The sequence below is a fragment of the Glutamicibacter sp. GQ173 genome (genome assembly GCF_059759215.1).
Genome location: NZ_JCAXDT010000003.1, coordinates 219523 through 240980, shown reverse-complemented (window position 1 = coordinate 240980; position 21458 = coordinate 219523). Strand labels below are relative to the sequence as shown.

The following is a 21458-nucleotide window of genomic DNA, read 5'->3' as shown; positions in this document are numbered from 1 at the left end:
TCTGGGGGTTGGATCAGCCAGGTCCGGATTTCTTCGGTTTCGCTGACCCTGGACAGCGGGTGATGTGCCAATATTAGGAAACCGGTGCCGGATTGCCTATGGGCATGCGACCGGGTTTCCCGGCATGGTCCTGCGAGAATATGTGCACGGCCCCGGCAGACGGAATTTATCGAGGCTGGCCTGGTGCTGCTGGTGCCGCTAGAAAATCTGCATCTCGTCAAGTGCTATGCGCGCGTACACGGCATGCTGCAGCCGCAGCGATTCATTGGCTTGGCGAATATCGGCGCCGGTGACCTGGCCGATCCTTTCCAGCCGCTGCACCAGGGTATTGCGGTGAATGTGCAAGGCTTCGGCGGCCTGGGACATGGCGGATGCCGCGGCGACCACCAGCAGGGTTTTTGCTTGTTCTTGATTCAGCTCCCGGGCAGGTGCCGCCAGATAGGCCAGGCTCCGCACCGGAGTTCGCGCAACGGCCACCGCGATGTCCTGATTCCAGAACTCCCGGTGTGCTCGTTGCGGAAGCAGCGCGGGACGCGCCACCAGGGTGCGCATCATTTCGGCCTGCGCCAACAGCGCTCCGGCATCAAAAGCATCCGCTCCGCCAAGAAAACGATCGCTGGATTCAGGATCCTGGCCTGGTGCATCATCGGCGCTCGTCCGCAGCCGCCAGTGCGCGCCGAACAGGTTGACCCATGAAGTGCGCACGCCTTCGACAGCAGGCAATCCCAATAAGGGGTCTTGGCCATCGCGCGGCAGCCACAGCTCAAGTTGCATCGGTCCGCGCAGCCCGTGCGCTTCCAGATTCCGGTCGATGACTTCTGCGTCAACCCGCCCGGCCAGCAAGGCCGAAATAAGGTCCCTGGCCTCGGCCGCCCGGCGAGCGCTGCGCGAGTGCTCGCGTTCCTGGGCAATCAGCAGCTGGACGGTGAGCGCAATCAGATCCGCAATGGGCTCGACCTCGTGGGGCGCGCCGGTCACCCCGACAACACCGCACAACCGCTCGTTCAGCGCCAGCGGGAGGTTCACTCCCGGCTGGGTTCCAGCCGTTTCATCGGCCTGGGTGACCCTGATGACCTCATTGCGCCGGATGGCTTCGACGCTTCCTTCGTGCAGCGTGCCCACGCGCGTAGCATCGCTGGAGGCGATGATGATTCCATGGGCGTTCATGATGTTCACATGGCGATTAATCGTTGGCGCAATGGTGTCGACAACCTTTTGCGCCAAGGCGCCGGACAGTCGAGGTTGCTCCTTTTCGCTCATGGAATCATCCTAGCTTCCCCGGGCCTCCTTCACCTTGCCGCCCGGTGATGCTAGGCTCACCCCAGTCAAGCATCGCGATGAAAGGTCCACCATGAGTTCGGTGATCAGCTACTTCACCGGAGGCTTCCTCGTCAGCCTGCTGGTAGTGCTCAACATGACATGGAACCAGCGCTTGCCCGGGCTGCTGGGCCCGGCGCTGATTGTGCTGAGCCTGGCCGGGTTGGCCGCATGCCGGCTCTACACCGCGCGGAACCAGCCCCGCCAGCAAGATCCTCAAGAAGCCTAGGAAGCCTCGCGCTCCTGCAGCACTGCCGTGGCGGTGCTCGTGCTGTCAGGCGCAAAAGCATAGAGCTTGCCATCGGCGAGGTGGACCCAGAATCGGCCGCAGAGCTGCGTGGTCTTCTCTTCGGCGCCTTGCGGCCACCATTGTGCTTCAAGGGTCCTGGTCGAGGAGATCTCCTTGGCCTCAAAATCCTTGGTGCGCGGATCCGAGGCGTAGGCCTTTTTCAGTTCCGCCTCGGACGGGTGTCCGGCAGATTTAATCGGCAGGCATTTTTCACCGGGCAAGTCCCCGCTGTAGTCCATGGCGAAAATTCGTTCCATCCCGGTATTGCGCTGCACGAGCTTCACGTCGGTGCCTCCGGCGGGGACCCAATCGGGCAGCAGCCCGCTCGAAACGCCCTCTTCCGAGGTCTTGGCAGATTTTTCGGTGGACTCGTCGTATTTATCCACCATCAGGTCTGAAACGGAACATCCGCTGAGCAGCAGGGCCAGGGGCGCAGCCAGCAAGGCGCTGGCGGCATACTTTTTCTTCATCATGATTCCATCGTAGAAACCGGCCGCCGCTAGGCACATCGTCTTCCTGGCGGAAAAACGGATGCGCCGTTTCATCCCCTCGGTGGAGCCAGCGGCAGGTAAGTCCTGGCCACGCTGAACGCCGTGCGCTCGATTAATGCGAGGGTATCGGCGGACAATTGGGCCAGGCTCGCCGGGCCGGGCGCGATGGAATAGGCCGCCAGGATCCCGGCCTGGTCCAACTGCTCGTCGCCCAGGTCCACGGACCCGGCCACCACGATCACCTCGGCATGCTCCCCGGCCGCTTCCAGCACCCCACACACCACCTTGCCGTTCAGCGACTGGCTATCGAGCCGCCCCTCGCCGGTGATAACCAGGTCCGCGGCACCCAGGATCCGGTGGGCGTCGAGCACCTCGGCTACCAGTTGCCATCCGGGGACCAGGTCCACCGGGAAGTACGAGGCCAGGCACACCGCCATGCCACCGGCCGCTCCCATGCCCGGCCGCTCGCGCAGCTTCCGGCCGGTATCAGCTTCAAGAACATCGGCCAGCCGTTCAAGTCCGCGATCCAGCAGGCGCACGTCCTGCTCGGAAGCCCCCTTCTGCGGGCCGAAGATCGCTGCCGCGCCCTGGGCGCCGAGCAGCGGGTTGGTGACATCGCAGGCGATTTGCCATTGCACCGCGGCGGCCCGCGGATCCAGTTCGGACATGTCGATCTTCGCCAGCTTCGACAGTGCGCCGCCGCCTGCTGGCAGCTGCTGCCCGTGCTCGTCAAGGAACTTGGCGCCCAGCGCGCCCAGCAGGCCGGTGCCGCCGTCGGTGGTGGCGGACCCGCCCAGGCACAGGATGATCTGCTGCACCCCGAGATCCAAGGCGCGCGACACCAGCGGGCCCAGACCCCGGGTCGTGGCCTGAAGCGGCTTGCGCGGCACGTCGCTGACCTGCGGCAGACCGGCAGCTTCGGCGGCTTCCACGACGGCGATCTTCTTGTCCGCGGACAGCCCGAGCCGGGAAGCGACCGCGCGGCCCAGCGCGTCGGTGGTGTCCACCGTGATCGCTTCGGTGCCCCAGGCATCGATCAGCGCCTCCAGTGTTCCTTCGCCGCCGTCGGCAAAGGGCACCGCGGTGATCTCGATCTGGCGCTGGCGGCTCGCGGCCCCCTTGGAGAATCCTTGTGCGAGCGCGGTGGCCACTTCGCTGGCCCGGGCGCTTCCTTTGAAGGAGTCGGGAACAATTGCCACCTGCAGCACGCCATTGGCTGCGGGGACTGGTTTCTGCTGAGGAGTCATGTTCCCAGCTTAGGCAGCTTCCCTGCCTTGAACTATGGGCCCATGACTGTATTTGCCGCGACCGCACCGGGCTGGCTATGTGCACAGCGCCCACTCTTCGGCAATGATCATCGGCAACGCGAAGCTGGGCCAAAGGGACGGCACAGAAAGCGCCGCTACTGTTGAAAACACCTCCTTGAAGGTGCGAGTGATGATCGTGAGAATTCCCGCTGGATATTGCCCAGCGGGAATTCTTCTTTAACCGGGCCCCGCACGCAGGTGCGAGCGGATCCATGGGCAGCATGCAGTGCACGCTTATTTCATCCACAGGCGCCGCCCCTAGGCTGGTAAGTACCTCATTGAAGGTGCGAGTGATGACGAAAAATTGGCCCTGCCGGTCTTGCGGCAGGGCCAATTTTTTTGCGCTCTGGCACCGGCGGCGCCACGGCCGGCGAACACCAGCAGGCAATGCGCAGACCCTGCTAATTGGACGCACAGCCAGCGGCCCTAGAGTAGAAAGCACCTCATGAAGGTGCGAGTGATGATCGAGAAGCCCCAGCCCCCGGAGCAATCCGGGCCGGCTGGGGCTTCGAATTTAACCGCCGCCAGCGCCCGGTGCAATACCGTAGATAGGTCCCCGCTCCAACTTGTCCCGGGGCACTTTTTTGAATGGAGTCCCGGTGAGCACCGCGATCGCAGAACTGACCCCGATGCAGCGCCAATCGGTGTGGCGCACCCTCAGATCCCCCCGGCTGCTCAAGACCGAGCTGCTCGCCGGGCTGGTGGTGTCCCTGGCGCTGATTCCCGAGGTCATCGCCTTCACCGTGATCGCCGGCGTGGATCCGCGCGTGGGCATCTTCGCCTCTTTCACCATGTCCGTGGTCATCGCGATCACCGGCGGGCGCCCGGCCATGATTTCCGCGGCGGCCGGCGCGGTGGCCCTGGTGGTGGCCCCGCTGGTGCGCAGCTACGGAGTGGAGTACCTCTTTGCCACGGTGGTTTTGGCTGGCGTCATCCAGGTGGCCCTGGCGCTGCTGGGCGTGGCCAAGCTGCTGCGCTTCATTCCCCGGCAGGTGATGATCGGCTTCGTCAATGGCCTGGCCATCTCGATCTTCTGGGCGCAAATGCCCGAACTGCGCCATGTTCCCTGGCAGGTCTACCCGCTGGTGATCCTCGGCGTGGGGATCGTCTGCTACTTCCCGAAGATCACCAAGGCGGTGCCGGCGCCGCTGATCGCCATCGTGGTGCTCACCGCGATCACGATCTTCGCGAAGGTCGCCGTCCCGCTCGTAGGCGACAAGGGCGAGCTGCCCGATTCGCTGCCCATCTTCCACCTGCCCGGGGTGCCGCTGGATCTGGCGACCCTGAAGATCATCGCGCCCTATGCGATCGCGGTGGCCTTTGTGGGCCTGCTCGAATCCCTGCTCACCGCCAAGCTGGTTGATGACATCACCGATACCCCTTCGAGCAAAACCCGCGAGTCCTGGGCGCAGGGCACCGCGAATATCGTCACCGGGTTCTTCGGCGGCATCTGCGGCTGCGCGATGATCGGCCAGACCATGGTGGGGGTGAAGGTCTCGGGCGGGCGCACCCGCATCTCCACCGCCTTTGCCGGCATTTTCATGCTGCTGCTGGCGCTGCTGCTCGGGGATGTGGTGGCGCAGATTCCGATGGCCGCGCTGGTCGCGGTGATGATCGTGGTCTCGGCAACCACCTTCGACTGGCACTCCATCCGCCCGAGCACCCTGAAGATGATGCCCAAGAGCGAAACCTTCGTCATGGCCATCACCGTGGTGCTCACCGTGGCCACCCACAACCTCGCCATCGGCGTGGGCGTGGGCATCCTCTCGGCGATGGTGCTCTTCGCCAACCGCGTGGCCCACATGGTCACGGTTACCCGCACGGTGTCCGGCGAGCAGGCGCTCTATGCGGTCAACGGCGAGCTGTTCTTCGCCTCATCCAACGACCTGTACACCCAGTTCCGCTACGCCGAGGACCCCGAGCGCATCGTCATCGACATGTCCGATTCGCACCTCTGGGATGCCTCCACCATCGCGGCGGTGGATTCGATTCGCGCCAAATACCAGAACTACGGCAAAACCGTCCAGATCCGCGGGCTGAATGAGGCCAGCAGGAAGATGCAGGAGCGGCTGGGCGGGAAGCTGAGCTAGCCGGACGCTAGCCGATGGCCCGCCGGTAGTACACGCTGTTCTCATCGAGCTGGTAGCCGCCAAAAGGCGGGCACGGGGTGAAGCCGGCGGCCTGGTACATGGCCCGGGCGGCGGTGAAGTACTCATGGGTTCCGGTTTCCAGGCAGAGCTGGGTGAAACCGCGCCGCGCAGCGGCGCCGATCAGCTCGTCCAGCAGCCGCCGGCCCAGTCCGCGGCCACGGAATTCCGGGGACACGCGCATGCTTTTCAGCTCCGCCACCTGCCTGCCCAGGTCCTTGAACGCGCCCATGCCGATCACCGTTTCACCGACGCAGACCTGGAACATCGTGATGCCTTCTTCGGCCAGCGCGCTGGAATCCATGGCGTGCCGGCTCTCCCGCGGCGCAGTAGGCGCCATATCGGCCAAATGCTCTTGCACCATGCGCTGCATCGATTCGGCGAGCGGATCGGCTTCGATCATCCTGATATCCATGGCTCAAGCCTGCCACGGTTTTATTTCGCGCCGATGTCCCCCGGATTTCGGCCTTCGCGCGAGGCCCGATCGCGCTTCGAGGCATACATGTCTCGATCCGCACGCAGGATCATCGTGCTCAGGTTGTCGTCCGTGCGCGCCTGCGCAACACCGAAGCTCCACGCCTGCGACGACGAGCCCTGCACGCGATCCATCAGGAGCTGGGCTTGGGTGCGCGTGGTGCCTGGAAACAGGATCACGAATTCATCGCCGCCCAACCGGGCTACCAGGTCGTTCTTGCGCGTGCTCGTCTCCAGATGCGCCACCAGGTCCTTCAGGGCCCGGTCGCCCGCCTCGTGGCCGCCTTCATCATTGATTTCCTTGAACTTGTCCATATCCAGCAGGGCCGCCGCCAGCGGCCGCCGGTAGCGCTGTGACGACGCAAGCATGAGTTCTCCGCGCAGCTGCAGCCCGCGGCGATTGACCGCCCCGGTGAGTTCGTCGACCTCGGATTGGTAGTGGAAGCGGGCTTTCACATAGCTGCCGATCACGGAGGCGCCGATGGTCAGCAGCAGCAGGCTGAGCACATTGAGCCATCCGCTGTGCAGCGCCATGCCTGACTGCGGCCCGTAGAAGTAGGCCAGGTACAGGGTGCACGCCAGCACCGGGTAGATGGTCCCTCGCACCAGCCTGGGGTTGAAGAGCCAGGCGAGGTACAGGGTGATCAACGGGAATTCCTGGAGCCGGAAGGCGATCTGCTCGAAATCCGAGGAGAGTCCCACGAAGCAGACGAAGGCGACGAGCTCGGTCAGCACCCAGAAGTAGCTGATCCACAGCGGGAAGCGGTCCAGCTTGATGTAGATCAGCAAGAGCACCAGGATCGCGCCGGCAAAGCGGATATAGCCCAGGGACTGCCTGAGCGCCGATTCGAAGTCGTAGGTCAAATTGATCAGGTAGAAAACTATGAAGAAGCAGGCGATGAACCCGGTTACCGCTACTTCAGGGCGCTTGATTGCGCGAGCCCTGGGCGGCACCAGCCGGTACCACCAGCTGCTGCCGACCTGTGCTCGTCGGTCCTTTTTCCCCAGAAACCGCGTATCCATATCCAGTCCATTGTAAGATTTCCACTAGCGAGCCGCGCAATGCAGCGACGGCAAAGTCCTTCAATTTCGGCCTGATCGGCGGATGATGAAATTTGTATTCCAGCCACTCATAGACTTGCAGCGCCATGCCCTCGCGGGCTTCGAAGCGCTGGCCAGGTTCCGTGATGGCCGCACTCCAGAGGCGCATTTCAATGAAGCCCGCCTTGCAGGCAGTCTAGTTGAACTGGAACTGCGCGCTCTAGAGCAGGTCCTTGCCGCCAGCCATGCCATTCCCGATGGCCTGCTGCTCACCATGAATGCTTCGGGGCCGGCCATCGATGCTTTCGCCAAGCAACGCCCGGAACTGGACCGCCGGCTGGCCTGGGGATTGGAATTGCATGAGCTCTCCGCACCGGAACTGTGCGGCAGGGCCCGGATCAGCGCCGATGAGCTCGGCTGCCTCTTGCTGGTTGACGATGCTGGAATCGGCTACGCAACCCGCGAGCGCATCACCATGCTCAAGCCCCATATCGTGAAGCTGGACCGTTCGCTGTTCGTCCACTACCAGTCATCGGCCGCAGCGCACGAGCATGTGGATCTGCTGCTGGCCGCGGCCCGGGCGATCAATGCGCAGACCCTGGTCGAAGGCGTGGAAACCGCACAGCATCTGGCTCTGGCCCTGGACCTGGGCTTCGACTACGCCCAGGGCTTCTACTTCAGCCCCGGCCTCGAAGCACAGCATCTGCCTGAAGCGATGGCCGGGCTACGCGGACGCCTCGGGATCGATATTCCGGGTTTCTGAACGCCGCTCCCGCCCCTGCGTGCCCTTCAGGCGGATCACCGGCAGCAGCTTCACCAGCCCGAGCACCAGGTACAGCACGGTGTTGATCGCGACGAATGAGGCCAGCACCGCGAACCAGTCGCTGAGCAGCACGCTCTCGGGCAGGATGATCCCGCGCGGCACGTGCACCAGAAGTTCCACCATCAGCCCAATTCCTTCCGTGCGGCACCTGCGTGCTCGACATGCTTCCAGTCCGCGCTGCGGGCGAAGGCGATATCCGCCACGCCCTTGAGGAAGGCCAGGTCCAGGAAGGCATCGTAGACGAGCTCCGGGATGACCAGGGCCGCGACGATCCGCGCGCGCCATCCGCCATGCCAGACGGTGACGATGCGTTCCACCGCGAAGAGCGCTCCGAGCAGCATCCAGAACGGGAACCAGACCCAGGTGTCCATCGATACCAGCATGATGAGCATCAGCGCGAAGTAGCTGAACAGGGCGATCACCCCGTAGCCGATGCCGATCTGCTGTGCCCAGTAGCGCGAGGTCTGCGCGCTCACCCCGTAGGCGCCCAGGTTCTCCAGCGCACCGCGCTGCCAGCGCAGGCGCTGGGCCCAGAGCATCTTCCAGCTGGGCATCAGCTCGGTGACCACCGTGCAGCGCTTCGGCGAGGTGGTCAGCGCGCCGAGGGTCTTCAGCGCAATGGTCAACTCGTTGTCCTCGGTCAGCGCGGCGGTGTCGTAGACCTCGCCCGGGTTGCCCGGCAGCATGGTGCCGCGGGCAGCGGCCACTTCGCGCAGGGCTGCTGCGCGGAAGACCGAGGCGGTGCCGGTGAGCACAAAGACCCGGCCATTGCGGCGCTCGATCTCGCGCTGGTAGCGGGTGTATTCGTTGCGCTGGAACTGGCCGAGCAGCCCATGGCCCTCTTCGCCGTGGAAGAGCCCTCCCACCGCCATCAGCGCGCGGTCCCAGGTGAACCGGTCTTTGGCGGTTTCCAGGAAGCCGGCGCCGATCTGCGAATCCGCATCCATCACCATCACGCAGTCGTTATCGCCCATCGCCGGCAGAATCGCCTGCAGCGCCTGGTTCAGCGCCCCGCCCTTCTTGTGCTTGTTCTCCACCGATTCGAAGACCTCGACACCGTGCTCGCGGGCCACCGCAACGGTGGCGTCGGTGCAGTTGTCGGCCACCACGATGATCCGCGATGGCTTGAAGCTCTGCTCCTCGAGGGCCTTGAGCGTAAAGGGCAGGGAAGCTTCCTCGTTATGCGCCGGAATCAGCACGGTCACGGTGACTTCGCCTGCGTGGACACCGCGGGTGCGTGCCATGACTGCTTTCGGCGCCAGCGGACGGCTCGATTTCTGGATTGGCGTACGCCGATAGCGCCAGGTGACGAAGCGCTCGCCAAGCACCACGAGCAGCACCAGCATAACCGCGGCCGACACGGCGAACACCAGGATGGACAGATCAGGCAGCTCGGTGCTGTAGAACGTGGTCCAGAGCGCGCCGATCCGAAGCTCCACTGGGTTCCACATCGCCACCGGCTTGCCACTGAGGCTGATTGACCACAGCAGCAGCGCGGCCGCGGCCACGACAATCAGGACTACTGCGATGCCCACCCATCGGCTGAAATGCTTTCGCACGTACGCGCTCCATTCACGTTGCGGGATCACCGTCCGGCACCGCACGGCCCGGGCGGAAGCGTGCCTCCGGGCGGTTAGGCCAAGAAAGTTATTTACCTAAACTAGCATCCGGCGAGCAGCCGGGCACCGCGCGGAGATGCAAATCACCCCCCAGCAAAAGCACCCCTTTTCCTCAGCACCGGACGGACGGAGCGCACCCTAGAGCTGCAGCAATTTCGCAGCGTCCTCGCGCAGCTGGTTTTTGCGGATCTTCCCGGTGACCGTGACGGGGAAATCATCAAGAATCTGCACGTAGGCCGGGATCTTGAAATGCGCGAGCTGGCCGCTGCAGTATTCGCGCACCGCCTCGATGCCCAGCGGCTCGCGCCCTGCTTTCATGCGCACGCAGGCGCAGACCGCCTCGCCGTACTTCTCGTCGGGCACGCCCACCACCTGGACATCCTCGATATCCGGGTGCCGATAGAGGAATTCCTCGATTTCGGCCGGGTAGATATTTTCGCCGCCGCGGATGATCATGTCCTTGATCCGGCCCACGATGGTGCAGTAGCCGTCCTCGCGCATCACCGCCAGGTCTCCGGTATGCATCCAGCCATCGGGATCGATGGCGGCCCGGGTTTTCTCCTCGTCCTGCCAGTAGCCGAGCATCACCGAGTAGCCACGGGTGCAGTATTCGCCGGTTTCCCCGCGCTGCAGGGTAGTGCCGGTGGCCGGATCGACCACCTTGATTTCCACGTGCGGGTGCACCCGGCCGATGGTGGCGGTGCGGCGCTCAACGTCGTCGTCGCTGCGGGTCTGGCAGGAGACCGGGGAGGTTTCGGTCATCCCGTAGGCGATGGAGACCGCGCTCATCCCCATGTCCTCGACGCAGTGGCGCATCACCTGAACCGGGCAGATGGAACCAGCCATGATGCCGGTGCGCAGCGTCGAGAGGTCGAACTCCTTGAAATTGGGCAGGTTCTGCATGGCGATGAACATCGTGGGCACCCCGTACAGGCCCGTGCATCGCTCCTCGGCCACCACCCGCAGGGTGGTTTCGGCGTCGAATCCCGGGGCGGGGATGACCATGGTGGCACCGCGCGAGGTGCAGCCAAGGTTGCCCATGACCATGCCGAAGCAGTGGTAGAACGGCACCGGGATGCACAGCCGGTCCTGCTCGCCCAGGTCGATCATTCCGGTGACCTGGTGGCCGTTGTTCAGGATATTGCGGTGGCTGAGCACCGCGCCCTTGGGATATCCGGTAGTCCCCGAGGTGTACTGGATGTTGATCGGGTCTTCTGCCCTGGTTGCCGCCAGCCGGGCGGCCAGTTCGGCATCGCCGATCGATGACCCCTCGTCCAGCAGCTGCTGCCAATCATCGGTGCCCAGGAACACCGCGCGCTCCAGCCCCGGCGTCTCGGCGCGCGTTTGCTCCACCATGGCCCGATAGTTGCTGGTCTTGAATTCGGAAGCCGCCACCAGCATCCGCAGTCCGCTGTGGTTGGCCGCGTAGGCATATTCATGGGTGCGGTAGGCCGGGTTCACATTGACCAGGATGACGCCGATCTTGGCTGTCGCATACTGGGTGAAGACCCACTCGGCGCAGTTCGGCGCCCAGATCCCCACCCGGTCCCCCGGATTCAGCCCGGCGGCGATCATGCCCTTGGCCAGCCGGTTGATCTCCCCATCCAACTGACGCCAGGTCCAGCGGCGTTGCGTGCTGGCCTCCACCAAGGCCTCGGCGTCGCCCAGCCGGGCCACCGTCCGCTCGAAGTTGGCTCCAATGGTCTCATCGAGCAGCTTCGGTTCGCTCTCGCCCTTGGCATAAGCCTTCATCGACTGCTCCTTCGACCCACTTCAAATAGTGCCCTGCATCACATTCAAACAATAGTCCGGGGTCTCCCGCCTGCCAAGCATGCCCCCATGCCGCGCTACACTGCACTTATGAAAAAGGCACTGGCCATCGCAGGTTTCATTATGATTTCCGGATACGCCTTCACGGGCCTGATGCTGATGAACAGCTGGGCTGTGACCGCGGCCAGCCACCGACCCCTGGATGAGACAATCGCAGCCATGGGCGTAGCGAATCAGGATTACAGCCCCCTTGGCGGAGTCGTATTTGCGGCTTTGGGGTTGTTCCTTGCCAGCACGTGGGTCTGGATCGCATTGTCCGAAAAATTCGCGTCTGCCCCCTGGCTAACCGGCGCGCTTTGCAGCCTCATCCTGATGCTGGGAGCACCCGCGTACTTTTTCGCGTCCTTCGCAAATATGAACTCCGTGGGCGATACCTTTGCGGATTGGGACGCCGACGCGGCCGCTGCCCTAGAGCTACCGCTCTACCTGCTAAGCATCGGAGCAATGGTCTTGCTTTGCATGCTTCTCGCTATGCCGCTGTTTCGGGCAATCATCCGCGGCCGTTCTCGACCACGTCCCGCTTCCAGCTAGGTGATCAGCTGGCAGCCTTCTGCACCAGGGCGCGAATTTTCTGTTCGGTTGCTTCATCCAGCGCGGTGATCGTCCACGCGACCGGATGCATCAGCGCGCCTTCTTCAAAGGCCGGATTCACTACTTCGCCAAACCCGAATGCGAGGTAAGCCTTGTCGGGCTTGATGTAGCAGACGTCCTTGCCGTCCTTGACGTAGAACGCGAGGCCCCAGCGAACCACAGGCTCCAGCGACGGCGCGCTTTCACGAATAATCTCATGCAAGCGAAGGGCGATCTCCTGGTACGGGGCCGGTGTGGATGCCAACTTGTTGCGTACTGCTTCGTCGCCCTTTTTGCCAAAAATCATGCTTTTCTCTCCCTCGGATCGCCCGTCCGCCATCGCGGACTTCGGCTGTATTTAATGTGGCCCAATTGTGACCGCAACTTCTTTGCCTAACAATTCAATAACCTACCCGATGAAGCCCCCAAAACCTGTGGATAACCAGCGAAACTGTCCGGAATCCGCGGGAAAATTAGGCATGACAAACCTTTATTTTGCCCCCGGCGATGACGACGAGCATCGCCTGCCATTAGATCCGCCGGGCACCCGCGGCGAATCCCAATCCGACTCGTTCTTCGCCGACCACATCGAGCACCAGATGTTCTACGGGCCGATGAAGAAACTTGCTGACGAGCTGTTCAACGCCGGCCCGCTCACGGACCCCGGCGAAGGCCTGGTTCGGCTGCAGAAGATCCAGAAGTTGTACAGCATGCTTGATGCTGCGTCCTCGGTCATCATGGCTGACAGTGTTGAGCTGGTCGCCCAAGTTTTTGCCGAAGACGCGATCGCCAAGCCCTACCTTGAATCCGAGCAGGAACGTCGTGAACGGCTCAGCGCCAACTACTACGCCGTGGACCGCGCGAGCGACCAGATCATCACGTCCAACTTCATTGCCGAAGCGGCGATTGCCCTGCGCATGACAAGCGAAAAGGCTCGCGCTCGGATGTTCACGGCCAAGGGCTTGCGCCACGTCTGCCCGCAGACCCTGTTGGCCCTGGCCGCCGGACAGATTACGCCGTCGGCGGCACGCTCCATCGTGAAGAATTCGCAGGACCTCTCCACAGAGCAGATTGAATTGATGGAGCACCAGCTTTTGCCTGTTGCCGCTACCGCCAGCGATGACACGATCAGTCAGCGGGCCCGCCGTTTCCACGACCGATCGAGTCCCGAAGCGGCCTCCGCCCGGCATGAAAAGGCGGCCGATGCGAGGAAGGTGACCAGCTGGGACATGGACGACGGGATGGGCGCCATCAAGCTCGTCGCGCCCATCGTCAACGTGCGTTCCATCCTGAACACCCTGGACTACGAGGCGTCCCAGCACAAGGATCCGGAGGACACCCGCACCAAGGCCCAGCTGATGGCCGATATATTCTGCGATGCCCTGATCAATGGCTGGCCAACCACCAACGGCACCCCGCTGAAACCCCGGGTGGTCGTGACGATCCCGGCTCTGCAGATGCTGGCCAATCCAAAGTACGCCATGGCGGACCTGGAGGGCTACGGGCCAATCCCTATGGGCACAGCCATGCAGGTGGCCAAGGATGCCCCATCAATCATCCCGATGCTCACCGATCCCTTTAGCGGCGCCGTGATGGATGTCGGGCGCAAGCGCTACAAGCCAACGCGGGTGCTCAAGGAATTCCTGCGGGCCCGGGATCAGCATTGCTGCTACCCCGGATGCCGGCGCACCGCGGATAACTCCGAGGTTGATCACGTTGAAGCGTGGGAAACCGGCGGTCACACCAACCGCGAGAACACCGAGCTATTGTGCAAGCAGCATCAGATGTTCAAGCACGCGCTGGGCTGGCGAGTGACCAACCGCCCGGACGGATCCAAGTGCTGGCGCACTCCCCACGGACTGAATTCACTGGTCATTCCGGGCAGCGTAGAGAACGTCGAACGCTTTGAACACGTGCACAACCGGTGTCCTGAGCGCAGGGTGGCTTCACCTGCCGACCTTCGACGAGTTCTGGGCATTCCCGATCTTGGCGATGGCGATCTCAGCATTCGGGTTGAGCGGCCAGGTGGACTGCAAGGATCCTGAGTGACGGAATTTATCCGTCACGTCGCACGAACCAGATCTCCCATAAGCTCCGATCCCAAAACGGCCAGCCCTTCAAGGCAGTGGCTCAACTTGGCTCGCCTTCCATCCCTAGTGTGCCTCACTCCTATATACAGCACCCGGCGGTTGACCTGGTGGTGGCTTCAGCACCGAGCCATGCGGCGGACAGCAGGTTGCTTGCTGACGGATTAAAGCCTTCGGCTCGAGGCCACCGAGGGATCCGGGATAACAAGCCACTGGACACCTGCCGGCCCGCCTGTTCGCAGAGTATTCTGTTCCTACAACCACCGGCACCATTTAAAGCAGGTCGCCCCATGAGTGAAGAGCACACCGAAAACACCGCGCCGTCCACGCCCAAAGACCGCGTGGCACCTCCTGATGGGCAACGCAGCTTTGTGCATGTTCTCATCAATACCGCCGTCGCGAACTTCACCACCAGCTTCCTGTGGTTCGCACTGACCTTCTGGGTGTACCTGGAAACGCAAAACGTGATGGCCACCGGCATCATCGGCGGTGCTTTCATGCTGCTGATCGCGGTGTTCTCCATGATTTTCGGAACCATCGTGGACAACCACCGCAAGAAGTCGGTGTTCATGTTTTCCGCGATGATCACCGCGGTCGCCTTCAGCTTGGCCGGGCTGATCTATCTGTGGCTGCCCACCGAGGACATCCTGAACGTTGGCGGCTGGCAGTTCTGGCTCTTCTGCCTGGTGATTCTCTTTGGCTCGATCGTTGAACAGATGCGCGGCATCGCCCTGTCCACCACGGTCACCCTGCTGATTCCGCAAGAGCGCCACGCCAATGCCAATGGCCTGGTGGGCACGGTGCAGGGCATCGCCTTCATCATTACCAGCGTTTTCAGCGGCTTGGCCATCGGCTGGCTGGGCATGGGATGGACCCTGGCGATTTCGATCGTGATGGTGGTGCTGACCATGCTGCATTTGCTGCAAATCAGGATTCCAGAGGAAGAGCCAGTCAAGGAGGAAGGGCGCACCAAGACCAGCGATCTGCGCCTGGGCTTCAGCACCGTGATGGCCATACCGGGGTTGTTCGCGCTGATCATCTTCTCGATGTTCAACAACTTCATCGGCGGAACCTATATGGCGCTGATGGACCCCTACGGACTGACCATCATGTCCGTGCAAGCCTGGGGGCTGACCTTCGGATTGGCATCCACCGGCTTCATCGTGGGCGGCCTGCTGATCGCCAAATTCGGGCTGGGCAAAAACCCGATCCGCACGATGCTGTGGCTGGTGGCGGCCATGGGCCTGCTCGGCGCGATCTTCACCATCCGCGAATGGACATGGCTGTATATCGCTGGCATCTGGCTGTACATGACGCTGATTCCGGCGGTTGAGGCCTCGGAGCAAACCGTCATCCAGAAGGTGGTGCCCTTCCGCCGCCAGGGCAGGGTCTTTGGCTTTGCGCAAATGATGGAGGCCGCGGCGGCGCCGATCACCGCGTTCTTGATTGCGCCGATCGCCCAGTACTGGATCATCCCCTTCATGCGCAGCGAGCAGGGCGATGACCAGTTTGGCTGGCTGCTGGGGTCTGGACAGGCCCGCGGCATCGCGCTGATCTTCCTGGTGGGCGGGCTGATCATGATCCTGGTGGCGCTGCTGGCCATGAGCAGCAAGCAGTACCGCAAGCTCTCAACGATTTTCCAAGCAGAAGAACCCGCAACACCACAGGAGCAAGCCCTTGGCAGCAACCCAGAAGACCCTACCCACCAACGTTGATCCACATGCGTTCATCGCGGCCGCCACGCCAGAAAAGCGCCGAGTGGATGGCGAGGCGCTGGAAAAGATTTTCAGCGAGGCCACCGGCGAAAAGCCGGTGATGTGGGGGCCGAGCATCGTCGGCTACGGAACCTATGCCTACGCATCGCCGACCAACCCGAAAAACACCGGAACCTGGCCCAAAACCGGATTTTCACCGCGCAAGGCCCAGCTGTCCCTCTATGGGCTGAAGGATCTTCCCGAGGGGGCGGCGCTGCTGCCTCAACTGGGCAAGTACACCGAGGGGGCCGGTTGCGTGTACGTGAAGAAACTGGAGGACATCAACGTCCAGGTCCTGAAGAAGCTGATCGAAATTGCCGCTGCGCGCCCGGATCAAGGAGCAAGCTAGGCGGATCCGGGCGCAGTGGCGCTATTCTGCTTCTTCGAAGAAGGTCTCGACCTCGGTGATGCCCGCGGAGATGACCGGCACCAGGCGTTCGTCGATGCTGTAGGTTTCCCCGTCCTTGGCGAGCAGGCCGTAGTGGACCAGCGATTCCATGGCGGCCTGGGCCTCGGGCAGCACGGCGTCGTAGTTCTTCGGCCCGACATTGCGACGCAGTCCTTCAAGATCGCCATCGCGTCCGGTGGAGGCGGTGACCAGCAGGTTGCGCAGCACCAGGTAGTGGGCTTCATCGCGCAGGGTGACGTCAAAGGCCGGATTCAGGTGGGCTTGGACGCAGCCGACAGCCATTTCGAAGAGGATCTGGGCACTGGCAGCCTGGTCGCCATCCACCATGAGGTCGTAGGATTCTTCGTCCAGGTACATGGTCGGGCCATCGAAGTCCACCACGGACAGCCTGGCGGCACCCCAGATATAGGTGAAAACCAGTGGGGCAGGGCCCTCGGTGTCGAAGGCCTGCGGATCCAGGCCCAGTGCGCCAAGCACCCGGGTGCGCGCCTCCTTTCCGGTCTCGCTGTCATCGGACATGTCCACGCCGTCGCCCAGGGCCAGGGCGAAGGCCTGGACCTTGGTGAACAGCTCGGTGCCGCGCAGCAGTTCGCAGATTTCCGCGTCGCCCTCGGCAAAGCCGTCGAGGGTGTCCTCAAGCATTTCGCGCAGCGCCTCGAAGTTCTCCGGCGCACCCTCCCAGAGCTTGTTCTCCTCCAGGAAGCTGAGGTAGTCCAGCCATGAGCTGAAGATCGGTTCCGGAGCCATGGTCTCGGGAATGCTCATCAGGTGCTCGGCCAGGGCTTCGCCGAAGAGGTCGATGTCGATATCGCGCAGGTTGGAACTGCTGGCCTTTTGCGCGTATTCGGTGCCGACTGCCCCGATCACAAACAGCTGCATATTCGCCGCTGCGGCGGCATCTTCCGGGGAGAAGGCCGGGACCGTGGTGGCGACCCAGGCGGCGTAGTCCTCGCGCAGCGAATCAACATGCTGCTCCACCTGGATGCGGTACACGCTGCGTCCGCGCTGGGCGGATTTTGCTGGATTTCCCGCGCCGGAGTTCTTCTTGCTTTGACGCTTTTTGCTGGCCATGGGCGATCCTTTGGGTTCTCGATGGTGCGCTGTGCTTCAAGCCTACGGTGTCCGGGGATAATCCATTGACCTATCGGTGCGAATCGGACAAGATGAGCAACAGAGGAACTTGGAAGTCCTAGCACCTGCGGTACGAGGGAGAACCGAATGAAGATCGCCGTTCTAATCAAGGAGGTCCCGGATACCGGGGCGGACCGTGCGCTGGATCAACAGACCGGCCTGGCCGATCGGGCCGCCTCGGAAGCGGTGCTTGATGAAATCGGCGAGCGCACGCTGGAAGTTGCGCTGAAGGTGCTGGACGCAGATCCGGAAACCCAGATCACGGTGCTGAGCATGGGACCGGATTCCATCCAGCCCACCCTCCGAAAGGCCCTGGCCATGGGGGCCGCCGACGCCGTGCAGATCACCGACGAACAGCTGCTCGGCGCCGATCTGGTGCTCACCGCGCAGGTGCTGGCGGCAGCCCTGCGCCGCCACGAGTACGATCTGGTCCTTGCCGGGAACATGTCCACCGATGGCTCGGCGGGAATGCTGCCGGTGATGCTGGCCGAGCTGCTGTCCCTGCCCGCCGCCACCTCGCTGTCCGAGATCTCCATCGCCGGCGGGGTGCTCTCCGGCACCCGGGAGCTGGAGGGAGCCACCGCCAAGGTCAGCACCCCGCTGCCGGCGATCGCCTCGATCACCGAGGCCCTGCCCGATGCCCGCTTCCCGAACTTCAAGGGCATCATGGCCGCCAAGAAGAAGCCGATCGAGGTCCTATCCCTGGCCGATCTGGGAGTTGAAGCGCTGCCGGCGGATACCGCCCGGTCGATCATGCTCTCGGTGAGCCAAAGGCCGCCCCGCGAGGCCGGCACCATCATGAATGATGACGGACAGGCCGGTGCGGCACTGGTCGAATTCCTGGCGAAGAACAATCTGGTGTGAACGGAAAGATGACCATGACGAGTTTTGCCCCGGATTCCATCCTGGTATTCCTGGAAACCACTTCCGCTGGCGAGCTGGCGAAAAATAGCGCCGAGCTGCTTGGCGCGGCCGGCGGCGTTGGCACCCCGGTGGCGGTCATTGCCGCGGCCGGAGAGAATCTCGATGCCCTTGCCGCCCAGGCCGCCGACGCCGGCGCCGCAGCTGTGCTGACCGCGAGCGTCGAATCCGCGGTGCCCACTTCCCCGCTGGCCGATGTTTTGCAGCAGGCCTACGAAGTGGTGCAGCCCCAAGCGGTGCTCCTCGGGCATAGCCTAGCTTCGCGCGAGGTGGCGGCCCGTTTCGCGGTGCGCCATAAATTGGCCTTGAGCGTGGATGCGCTCGGAGTCCAGCGTGATGACCAGGGTGTTATCGCCAGCCACTCAATCTATGGCGGGGCCTACTCGACGAGCAGCGCCCCGACCTTCGGCGCCCCGGTGATCACTGTGCGCGTGGGCAGCATCGAGGCCCGGGCCCAAGCCCAGGATCTGGCGCTCACCGCCTTGCAGGTGCCCGGGAGCAATAGCCCGGAGATCCAGGTGCAGGAGGTCAGCAAGGCCGAGGCCGATTCCGCTCGCCCCGAATTGCGCACGGCCACCCGGGTGGTTTCCGGCGGACGCGGGCTGGGCAGCGCCGAGCAGTTTGAGCTGGTGTACCAGCTGGCCGATGCCCTGGGAGCCGGCGTGGGCGCCTCGCGCGCCGCAGTGGATGCCGGGTTCATCGAGCATGGAGCGCAGGTTGGCCAGACCGGCGTTGCGGTTTCCCCGCAGCTCTACGTGGCGCTGGGCATCTCCGGAGCCATCCAGCATAAGGCCGGAATGCAGACCGCCAAGACCATTGTTGCCATCAACAAGGATGGTGATGCGCCCATCTTTGAAATCGCCGACTTTGGCATTGTTGGCGACGTCTTCAAGGTGGTTCCCCAGATGATTTCCGCGCTGGAAGCACGCAAGGCGCAGTAACCATGAGCCCTGCATCCAAGATCCTGAGACAGGGGCTGCCCCGGATTCCCGGCGGCGATCCGTGGCCACCGCTGGCGGTTCAGAGCACAGCTGCCCCGGAGGTCGCAGAAGTTATTGCCGCTCCGGCACTAGCTGCGGCGGCACCCAAGCAAGCGCTGCGCCAGGGACTGCCGCGAGTTGCTGGAGCAGATCCTTGGCCGCCGTCCGGCACACCGGCGAGTACCGCAGCGAGCGCGCCTAAGGCCCAGCCTTCACCGTCAGCAACACCAGCACCGATGCCAGAACCAACCCCGGCGGCGGCGCCTGAACCCGCCGCAGAACCTGCCCGACCCGAAGTTTCCAGCGCGGTTGCGGCCAGCCCGGATTCCCCCGTGATTCGGCGGGGCCTGCCCCGGGTGGCCGATGGCCAGCCCTGGCCGCCAAGCAGCTTCATCGCAGCGCCGCTAACCACGCCTGCCCCTCCAGAAGCCGAGGAAGCTCCAGCCGCGGCCCGGGTTGTTGCAGAGCCTGCGGCCATGACGCAGCAGGAGGCAGCGCCGCCTGTTGCGCCTGCGGCAGTTCAGCCTCCTGCCACGGCGCCGACCCAGGCACCCGCCCCCGCACCCGCGTCGGCCAAGCCAGAGCCGAAACGCCATGGCCCGCTGACCAGCAAACAGTGGGTGCTCGCAGGTGTTCTCGGTGCATTCTGCGCCCTGGGCATGGCTACCGCGGTGGTTCTGGTGGCTCGCGGCATCACCAGCATCGACTCGGTCGCGGCCTTTATCCAGCGCTACCCCGGCGAATATCATTTGCCCGAGTCGGCGCCCGTGGGAGTGCCTGCATGGCTCGCGTGGAACCACTTCTTCAACTTTTTCCTGATGGTCCTGATCATCCGTTCCGGATTGCTGGTGCGGCACCAGAAAAAGCCGCCGGCCTACTGGTCTTCCAAGCGCAGCCCCAAGATCAGCATCAATCTCTGGCTGCACCTGAGCCTGGATCTGCTGTGGATTATCAACGGCCTGGTGTTCATTGTCGTGCTCTTCGCCTCGGGACACTGGATGAGAATCGTACCGACGTCTTGGGAGGTGTTCCCGAACGCGCTTTCGGCAGCCCTGCAGTATCTGACGCTGGATTGGCCCACGGAAAACGGCTGGGTGAACTACAACTCGCTGCAGCAACTGGCCTACTTCATCACCGTATTCATTGCCGCACCGCTGGCAGCGGTCACCGGATTCCGCTTAAGCGCTTTCTGGCCCAAAAACCCGGCGCTGGGCAAGAGATTCCCCATCGAGGCAGCACGCGCCTTGCACTTCCCCACCATGCTCTACTTCGTCGTGTTCATCCTTGTCCATGTGATTCTGGTGTTCTCCACCGGTGCCTTGCGCAACCTGAACCATATGTACGCCGCTCAGGGTTCTGCAGATCCCACGCAGTACGCGGGCAACTGGGCAGGATTGCTCTACTTTGCCCTCTCGCTGCTGGTCATCACCGGTGCATGGATTGCTTGCAAGCCGGTGGTTCTTGCCTCCATTGCGCGCTTCTTCGGAAAGGTCAGTTCCCGATAGGCAAACCCAAACTTGCTTCTGGCGCAAATTCCCTCGCGCGAGGAGCTAGTAGGCGGATAAGGTCGCTTCAGAACACTTGCCACGCAACCGGAGGAGCAAAACCATGGGCCACCACCACAGCGCCGAAGAACTAGACGGCGTTGCTTTCTGGGAAAACCACTACGGGCAATCCGAGCGCATATGGTCCGGCAAGGTCAACCAGGTCATTGAAAATCTCGTGTCGCCACTGACTCCGGGAACCTCATTGGACATTGGCTGCGGAGAAGGCGGCGATGTCCTGTGGCTCGCTACGCACGGGTGGCAGGCCACGGGGCTGGACATCTCGCCCACCGCCATCAGCCGCGCTCGCGAAGAAGCCAAGAAACACGGGATTGCCGAACCTGCCGCACAGTTTGTCGCTTCCGACCTTGGCCAATGGGACACCGACAAGGCTTTTGATCTGGTCACCCTGAGCTTCTTCCAGGCACCTTTCGAGTTCCCCCGCGCAGATTCCCTGCGCAAGGCCGCCAGCTTCGTGGCCCCCGGCGGCCACCTGCTTGCGCTTTCGCACGCTGCCCGCCCTTCATGGGCTCCGCCGGTGGAGCACGAGCTTCCAGCCTTCCCGACTCCGGCCGAAGAACTCGAAGCGCTATCGCTGGATCTGGACCAGTGGAACATCGTGCAGGCCGAGGTCGTACAGCGCAGCATCATCGCTCCGACCGGCGAACCGGCGGATATGGAAGATTCGGTGGTGTTCGTCCAGCGCAAGGCCTGAAAAGAAGTG

The 21458-nt window shown here is 63.2% G+C and carries 21 protein-coding genes; 11 read left to right on the top strand and 10 right to left on the bottom strand.

Translation table 11 applies throughout. The features are described from left to right. Positions 1–198: 198 nt before the first annotated feature. Positions 199–1260, bottom strand: a complete 1062-nt coding sequence (locus AC6CHO_RS07115) for a sugar diacid recognition domain-containing protein (protein ID WP_498214335.1) — start codon at positions 1258–1260, stop codon at positions 199–201. A gap of 91 nt (positions 1261–1351) precedes the next feature. Here AC6CHO_RS07115 and AC6CHO_RS07110 point away from each other — a divergent pair, with 91 nt between their 5' ends. After that, positions 1352–1546, top strand: a complete 195-nt coding sequence (locus tag AC6CHO_RS07110; protein WP_498214334.1) for a hypothetical protein — start codon at positions 1352–1354, stop codon at positions 1544–1546. Here the strand turns inward: AC6CHO_RS07110 and AC6CHO_RS07105 are convergent. Beyond that, complete coding sequence (locus AC6CHO_RS07105; RefSeq protein WP_498214333.1) at positions 1543–2079, bottom strand: hypothetical protein; 537 nt, start codon at positions 2077–2079, stop codon at positions 1543–1545. The genes AC6CHO_RS07110 and AC6CHO_RS07105 overlap by 4 nt on opposite strands. A gap of 68 nt (positions 2080–2147) precedes the next feature. Then, on the bottom strand, positions 2148–3344 hold the full coding sequence (locus AC6CHO_RS07100) for a glycerate kinase (protein WP_498214332.1): 1197 nt from the start codon (positions 3342–3344) through the stop codon (positions 2148–2150). Positions 3345–4033: 689 nt separating this feature from the next. On the opposite strand from AC6CHO_RS07100, the gene AC6CHO_RS07095 reads away from it, so the two are divergent. Next, positions 4034–5494, top strand: a complete 1461-nt coding sequence (locus AC6CHO_RS07095; RefSeq protein WP_498214453.1) for a SulP family inorganic anion transporter — start codon at positions 4034–4036, stop codon at positions 5492–5494. A gap of 7 nt (positions 5495–5501) precedes the next feature. Here the strand turns inward: AC6CHO_RS07095 and AC6CHO_RS07090 are convergent, their stop codons facing one another. Further along, positions 5502–5966, bottom strand: a complete 465-nt coding sequence (locus tag AC6CHO_RS07090) for a GNAT family N-acetyltransferase (RefSeq protein ID WP_498214331.1) — start codon at positions 5964–5966, stop codon at positions 5502–5504. Between the two features lie 20 nt (positions 5967–5986). After that, the gene (locus AC6CHO_RS07085) at positions 5987–7048 is read right to left on the bottom strand and encodes a GGDEF domain-containing protein (protein ID WP_498214329.1); all 1062 of its coding nucleotides are present in this window, start codon (positions 7046–7048) and stop codon (positions 5987–5989) included. An 82-nt stretch (positions 7049–7130) separates the two neighbouring features. Here AC6CHO_RS07085 and AC6CHO_RS07080 point away from each other — a divergent pair, with 82 nt between their 5' ends. Beyond that, positions 7131–7829 (top strand): EAL domain-containing protein, encoded by a 699-nt coding sequence (locus AC6CHO_RS07080; RefSeq protein ID WP_498214328.1) that lies wholly within the window; start codon positions 7131–7133, stop codon positions 7827–7829. Here the strand turns inward: AC6CHO_RS07080 and AC6CHO_RS07075 are convergent. The 3 genes from AC6CHO_RS07075 to AC6CHO_RS07065 form a co-directional block, all read right to left on the bottom strand. Next, positions 7791–8012: a hypothetical protein gene (locus AC6CHO_RS07075; protein WP_498214327.1), complete on the bottom strand. Its 222-nt coding sequence runs from the start codon at positions 8010–8012 to the stop codon at positions 7791–7793. The two genes, AC6CHO_RS07080 and AC6CHO_RS07075, sit on opposite strands and share 39 nt — an antisense overlap. After that, positions 8012–9448, bottom strand: coding sequence for a glycosyltransferase family 2 protein (locus AC6CHO_RS07070; protein WP_498214326.1), 1437 nt, complete (start codon positions 9446–9448; stop codon positions 8012–8014). The genes AC6CHO_RS07075 and AC6CHO_RS07070 overlap by 1 nt, the downstream gene beginning before the upstream one ends. Before the next feature lie 198 nt (positions 9449–9646). After that, positions 9647–11260, bottom strand: coding sequence for an AMP-binding protein (locus tag AC6CHO_RS07065; protein ID WP_498214325.1), 1614 nt, complete (start codon positions 11258–11260; stop codon positions 9647–9649). Positions 11261–11368: 108 nt separating this feature from the next. Here AC6CHO_RS07065 and AC6CHO_RS07060 point away from each other — a divergent pair, with 108 nt between their 5' ends. Then, a complete protein-coding gene (locus tag AC6CHO_RS07060; protein ID WP_498214324.1) occupies positions 11369–11869 on the top strand; it encodes a hypothetical protein in 501 nt (166 codons plus the stop codon). 4 nt (positions 11870–11873) lie between these two features. On the opposite strand, the gene AC6CHO_RS07055 is transcribed toward AC6CHO_RS07060, so the two are convergent. Continuing rightward, on the bottom strand, positions 11874–12215 hold the full coding sequence (locus AC6CHO_RS07055) for a DUF1801 domain-containing protein (RefSeq protein ID WP_498214323.1): 342 nt from the start codon (positions 12213–12215) through the stop codon (positions 11874–11876). 172 nt (positions 12216–12387) lie between these two features. On the opposite strand from AC6CHO_RS07055, the gene AC6CHO_RS07050 reads away from it, so the two are divergent. The 3 genes from AC6CHO_RS07050 (at position 12388) to AC6CHO_RS07040 (ending at position 16098) form a co-directional block, all read left to right on the top strand. Beyond that, positions 12388–13953: an HNH endonuclease gene (locus AC6CHO_RS07050; RefSeq protein ID WP_498214322.1), complete on the top strand. Its 1566-nt coding sequence runs from the start codon at positions 12388–12390 to the stop codon at positions 13951–13953. A gap of 332 nt (positions 13954–14285) precedes the next feature. Continuing rightward, positions 14286–15710, top strand: a complete 1425-nt coding sequence (locus AC6CHO_RS07045) for an MFS transporter (RefSeq protein WP_498214321.1) — start codon at positions 14286–14288, stop codon at positions 15708–15710. Beyond that, positions 15673–16098 (top strand): DUF1801 domain-containing protein, encoded by a 426-nt coding sequence (locus AC6CHO_RS07040; RefSeq protein ID WP_498214320.1) that lies wholly within the window; start codon positions 15673–15675, stop codon positions 16096–16098. The genes AC6CHO_RS07045 and AC6CHO_RS07040 overlap by 38 nt, the downstream gene beginning before the upstream one ends. Before the next feature lie 21 nt (positions 16099–16119). Here the strand turns inward: AC6CHO_RS07040 and AC6CHO_RS07035 are convergent, their stop codons facing one another. After that, a complete protein-coding gene (locus tag AC6CHO_RS07035; RefSeq protein WP_498214319.1) occupies positions 16120–17229 on the bottom strand; it encodes a hypothetical protein in 1110 nt (369 codons plus the stop codon). Positions 17230–17376: 147 nt separating this feature from the next. On the opposite strand from AC6CHO_RS07035, the gene AC6CHO_RS07030 reads away from it, so the two are divergent. The 4 genes from AC6CHO_RS07030 to AC6CHO_RS07015 all read left to right on the top strand — a co-directional run bounded on the left by AC6CHO_RS07030 (position 17377) and on the right by AC6CHO_RS07015 (position 21449). Further along, positions 17377–18153 (top strand): electron transfer flavoprotein subunit beta/FixA family protein, encoded by a 777-nt coding sequence (locus tag AC6CHO_RS07030; protein ID WP_498214318.1) that lies wholly within the window; start codon positions 17377–17379, stop codon positions 18151–18153. A 14-nt stretch (positions 18154–18167) separates the two neighbouring features. Beyond that, positions 18168–19151 carry an electron transfer flavoprotein subunit alpha/FixB family protein gene (locus tag AC6CHO_RS07025; RefSeq protein WP_498214317.1) on the top strand — a complete coding sequence of 328 codons (984 nt, stop codon included), beginning with the start codon at positions 18168–18170 and terminating at the stop codon, positions 19149–19151. Between the two features lie 2 nt (positions 19152–19153). Further along, a complete protein-coding gene (locus tag AC6CHO_RS07020; RefSeq protein ID WP_498214315.1) occupies positions 19154–20695 on the top strand; it encodes a cytochrome b/b6 domain-containing protein in 1542 nt (513 codons plus the stop codon). 103 nt (positions 20696–20798) lie between these two features. Then, positions 20799–21449, top strand: coding sequence for a class I SAM-dependent methyltransferase (locus AC6CHO_RS07015; RefSeq protein ID WP_498214314.1), 651 nt, complete (start codon positions 20799–20801; stop codon positions 21447–21449). Positions 21450–21458: the final 9 nt, after the last annotated feature.

Excerpts from the sequence above, each read along its gene's own strand:
- AC6CHO_RS07115 (WP_498214335.1), bottom strand. The coding sequence starts at position 1,260 with ATGAGCGAAAAGGAGCAACCTCGACTGTCCGGCGCCTTGGCGCAAAAG.
- AC6CHO_RS07110 (WP_498214334.1), top strand. The coding sequence starts at position 1,352 with ATGAGTTCGGTGATCAGCTACTTCACCGGAGGCTTCCTCGTCAGCCTG.
- AC6CHO_RS07105 (WP_498214333.1), bottom strand. The coding sequence starts at position 2,079 with ATGATGAAGAAAAAGTATGCCGCCAGCGCCTTGCTGGCTGCGCCCCTG.
- AC6CHO_RS07100 (WP_498214332.1), bottom strand. The coding sequence starts at position 3,344 with ATGACTCCTCAGCAGAAACCAGTCCCCGCAGCCAATGGCGTGCTGCAG.
- AC6CHO_RS07095 (WP_498214453.1), top strand. The coding sequence starts at position 4,034 with ATGCAGCGCCAATCGGTGTGGCGCACCCTCAGATCCCCCCGGCTGCTC.
- AC6CHO_RS07090 (WP_498214331.1), bottom strand. The coding sequence starts at position 5,966 with ATGGATATCAGGATGATCGAAGCCGATCCGCTCGCCGAATCGATGCAG.
- AC6CHO_RS07085 (WP_498214329.1), bottom strand. The coding sequence starts at position 7,048 with ATGGATACGCGGTTTCTGGGGAAAAAGGACCGACGAGCACAGGTCGGC.
- AC6CHO_RS07080 (WP_498214328.1), top strand. The coding sequence starts at position 7,131 with ATGATGAAATTTGTATTCCAGCCACTCATAGACTTGCAGCGCCATGCC.
- AC6CHO_RS07075 (WP_498214327.1), bottom strand. The coding sequence starts at position 8,012 with ATGGTGGAACTTCTGGTGCACGTGCCGCGCGGGATCATCCTGCCCGAG.
- AC6CHO_RS07065 (WP_498214325.1), bottom strand. The coding sequence starts at position 11,260 with ATGAAGGCTTATGCCAAGGGCGAGAGCGAACCGAAGCTGCTCGATGAG.
- AC6CHO_RS07060 (WP_498214324.1), top strand. The coding sequence starts at position 11,369 with ATGAAAAAGGCACTGGCCATCGCAGGTTTCATTATGATTTCCGGATAC.
- AC6CHO_RS07055 (WP_498214323.1), bottom strand. The coding sequence starts at position 12,215 with ATGATTTTTGGCAAAAAGGGCGACGAAGCAGTACGCAACAAGTTGGCA.
- AC6CHO_RS07050 (WP_498214322.1), top strand. The coding sequence starts at position 12,388 with ATGACAAACCTTTATTTTGCCCCCGGCGATGACGACGAGCATCGCCTG.
- AC6CHO_RS07045 (WP_498214321.1), top strand. The coding sequence starts at position 14,286 with ATGAGTGAAGAGCACACCGAAAACACCGCGCCGTCCACGCCCAAAGAC.
- AC6CHO_RS07035 (WP_498214319.1), bottom strand. The coding sequence starts at position 17,229 with ATGGCCAGCAAAAAGCGTCAAAGCAAGAAGAACTCCGGCGCGGGAAAT.
- AC6CHO_RS07030 (WP_498214318.1), top strand. The coding sequence starts at position 17,377 with ATGAAGATCGCCGTTCTAATCAAGGAGGTCCCGGATACCGGGGCGGAC.
- AC6CHO_RS07025 (WP_498214317.1), top strand. The coding sequence starts at position 18,168 with ATGACGAGTTTTGCCCCGGATTCCATCCTGGTATTCCTGGAAACCACT.
- AC6CHO_RS07020 (WP_498214315.1), top strand. The coding sequence starts at position 19,154 with ATGAGCCCTGCATCCAAGATCCTGAGACAGGGGCTGCCCCGGATTCCC.
- AC6CHO_RS07015 (WP_498214314.1), top strand. The coding sequence starts at position 20,799 with ATGGGCCACCACCACAGCGCCGAAGAACTAGACGGCGTTGCTTTCTGG.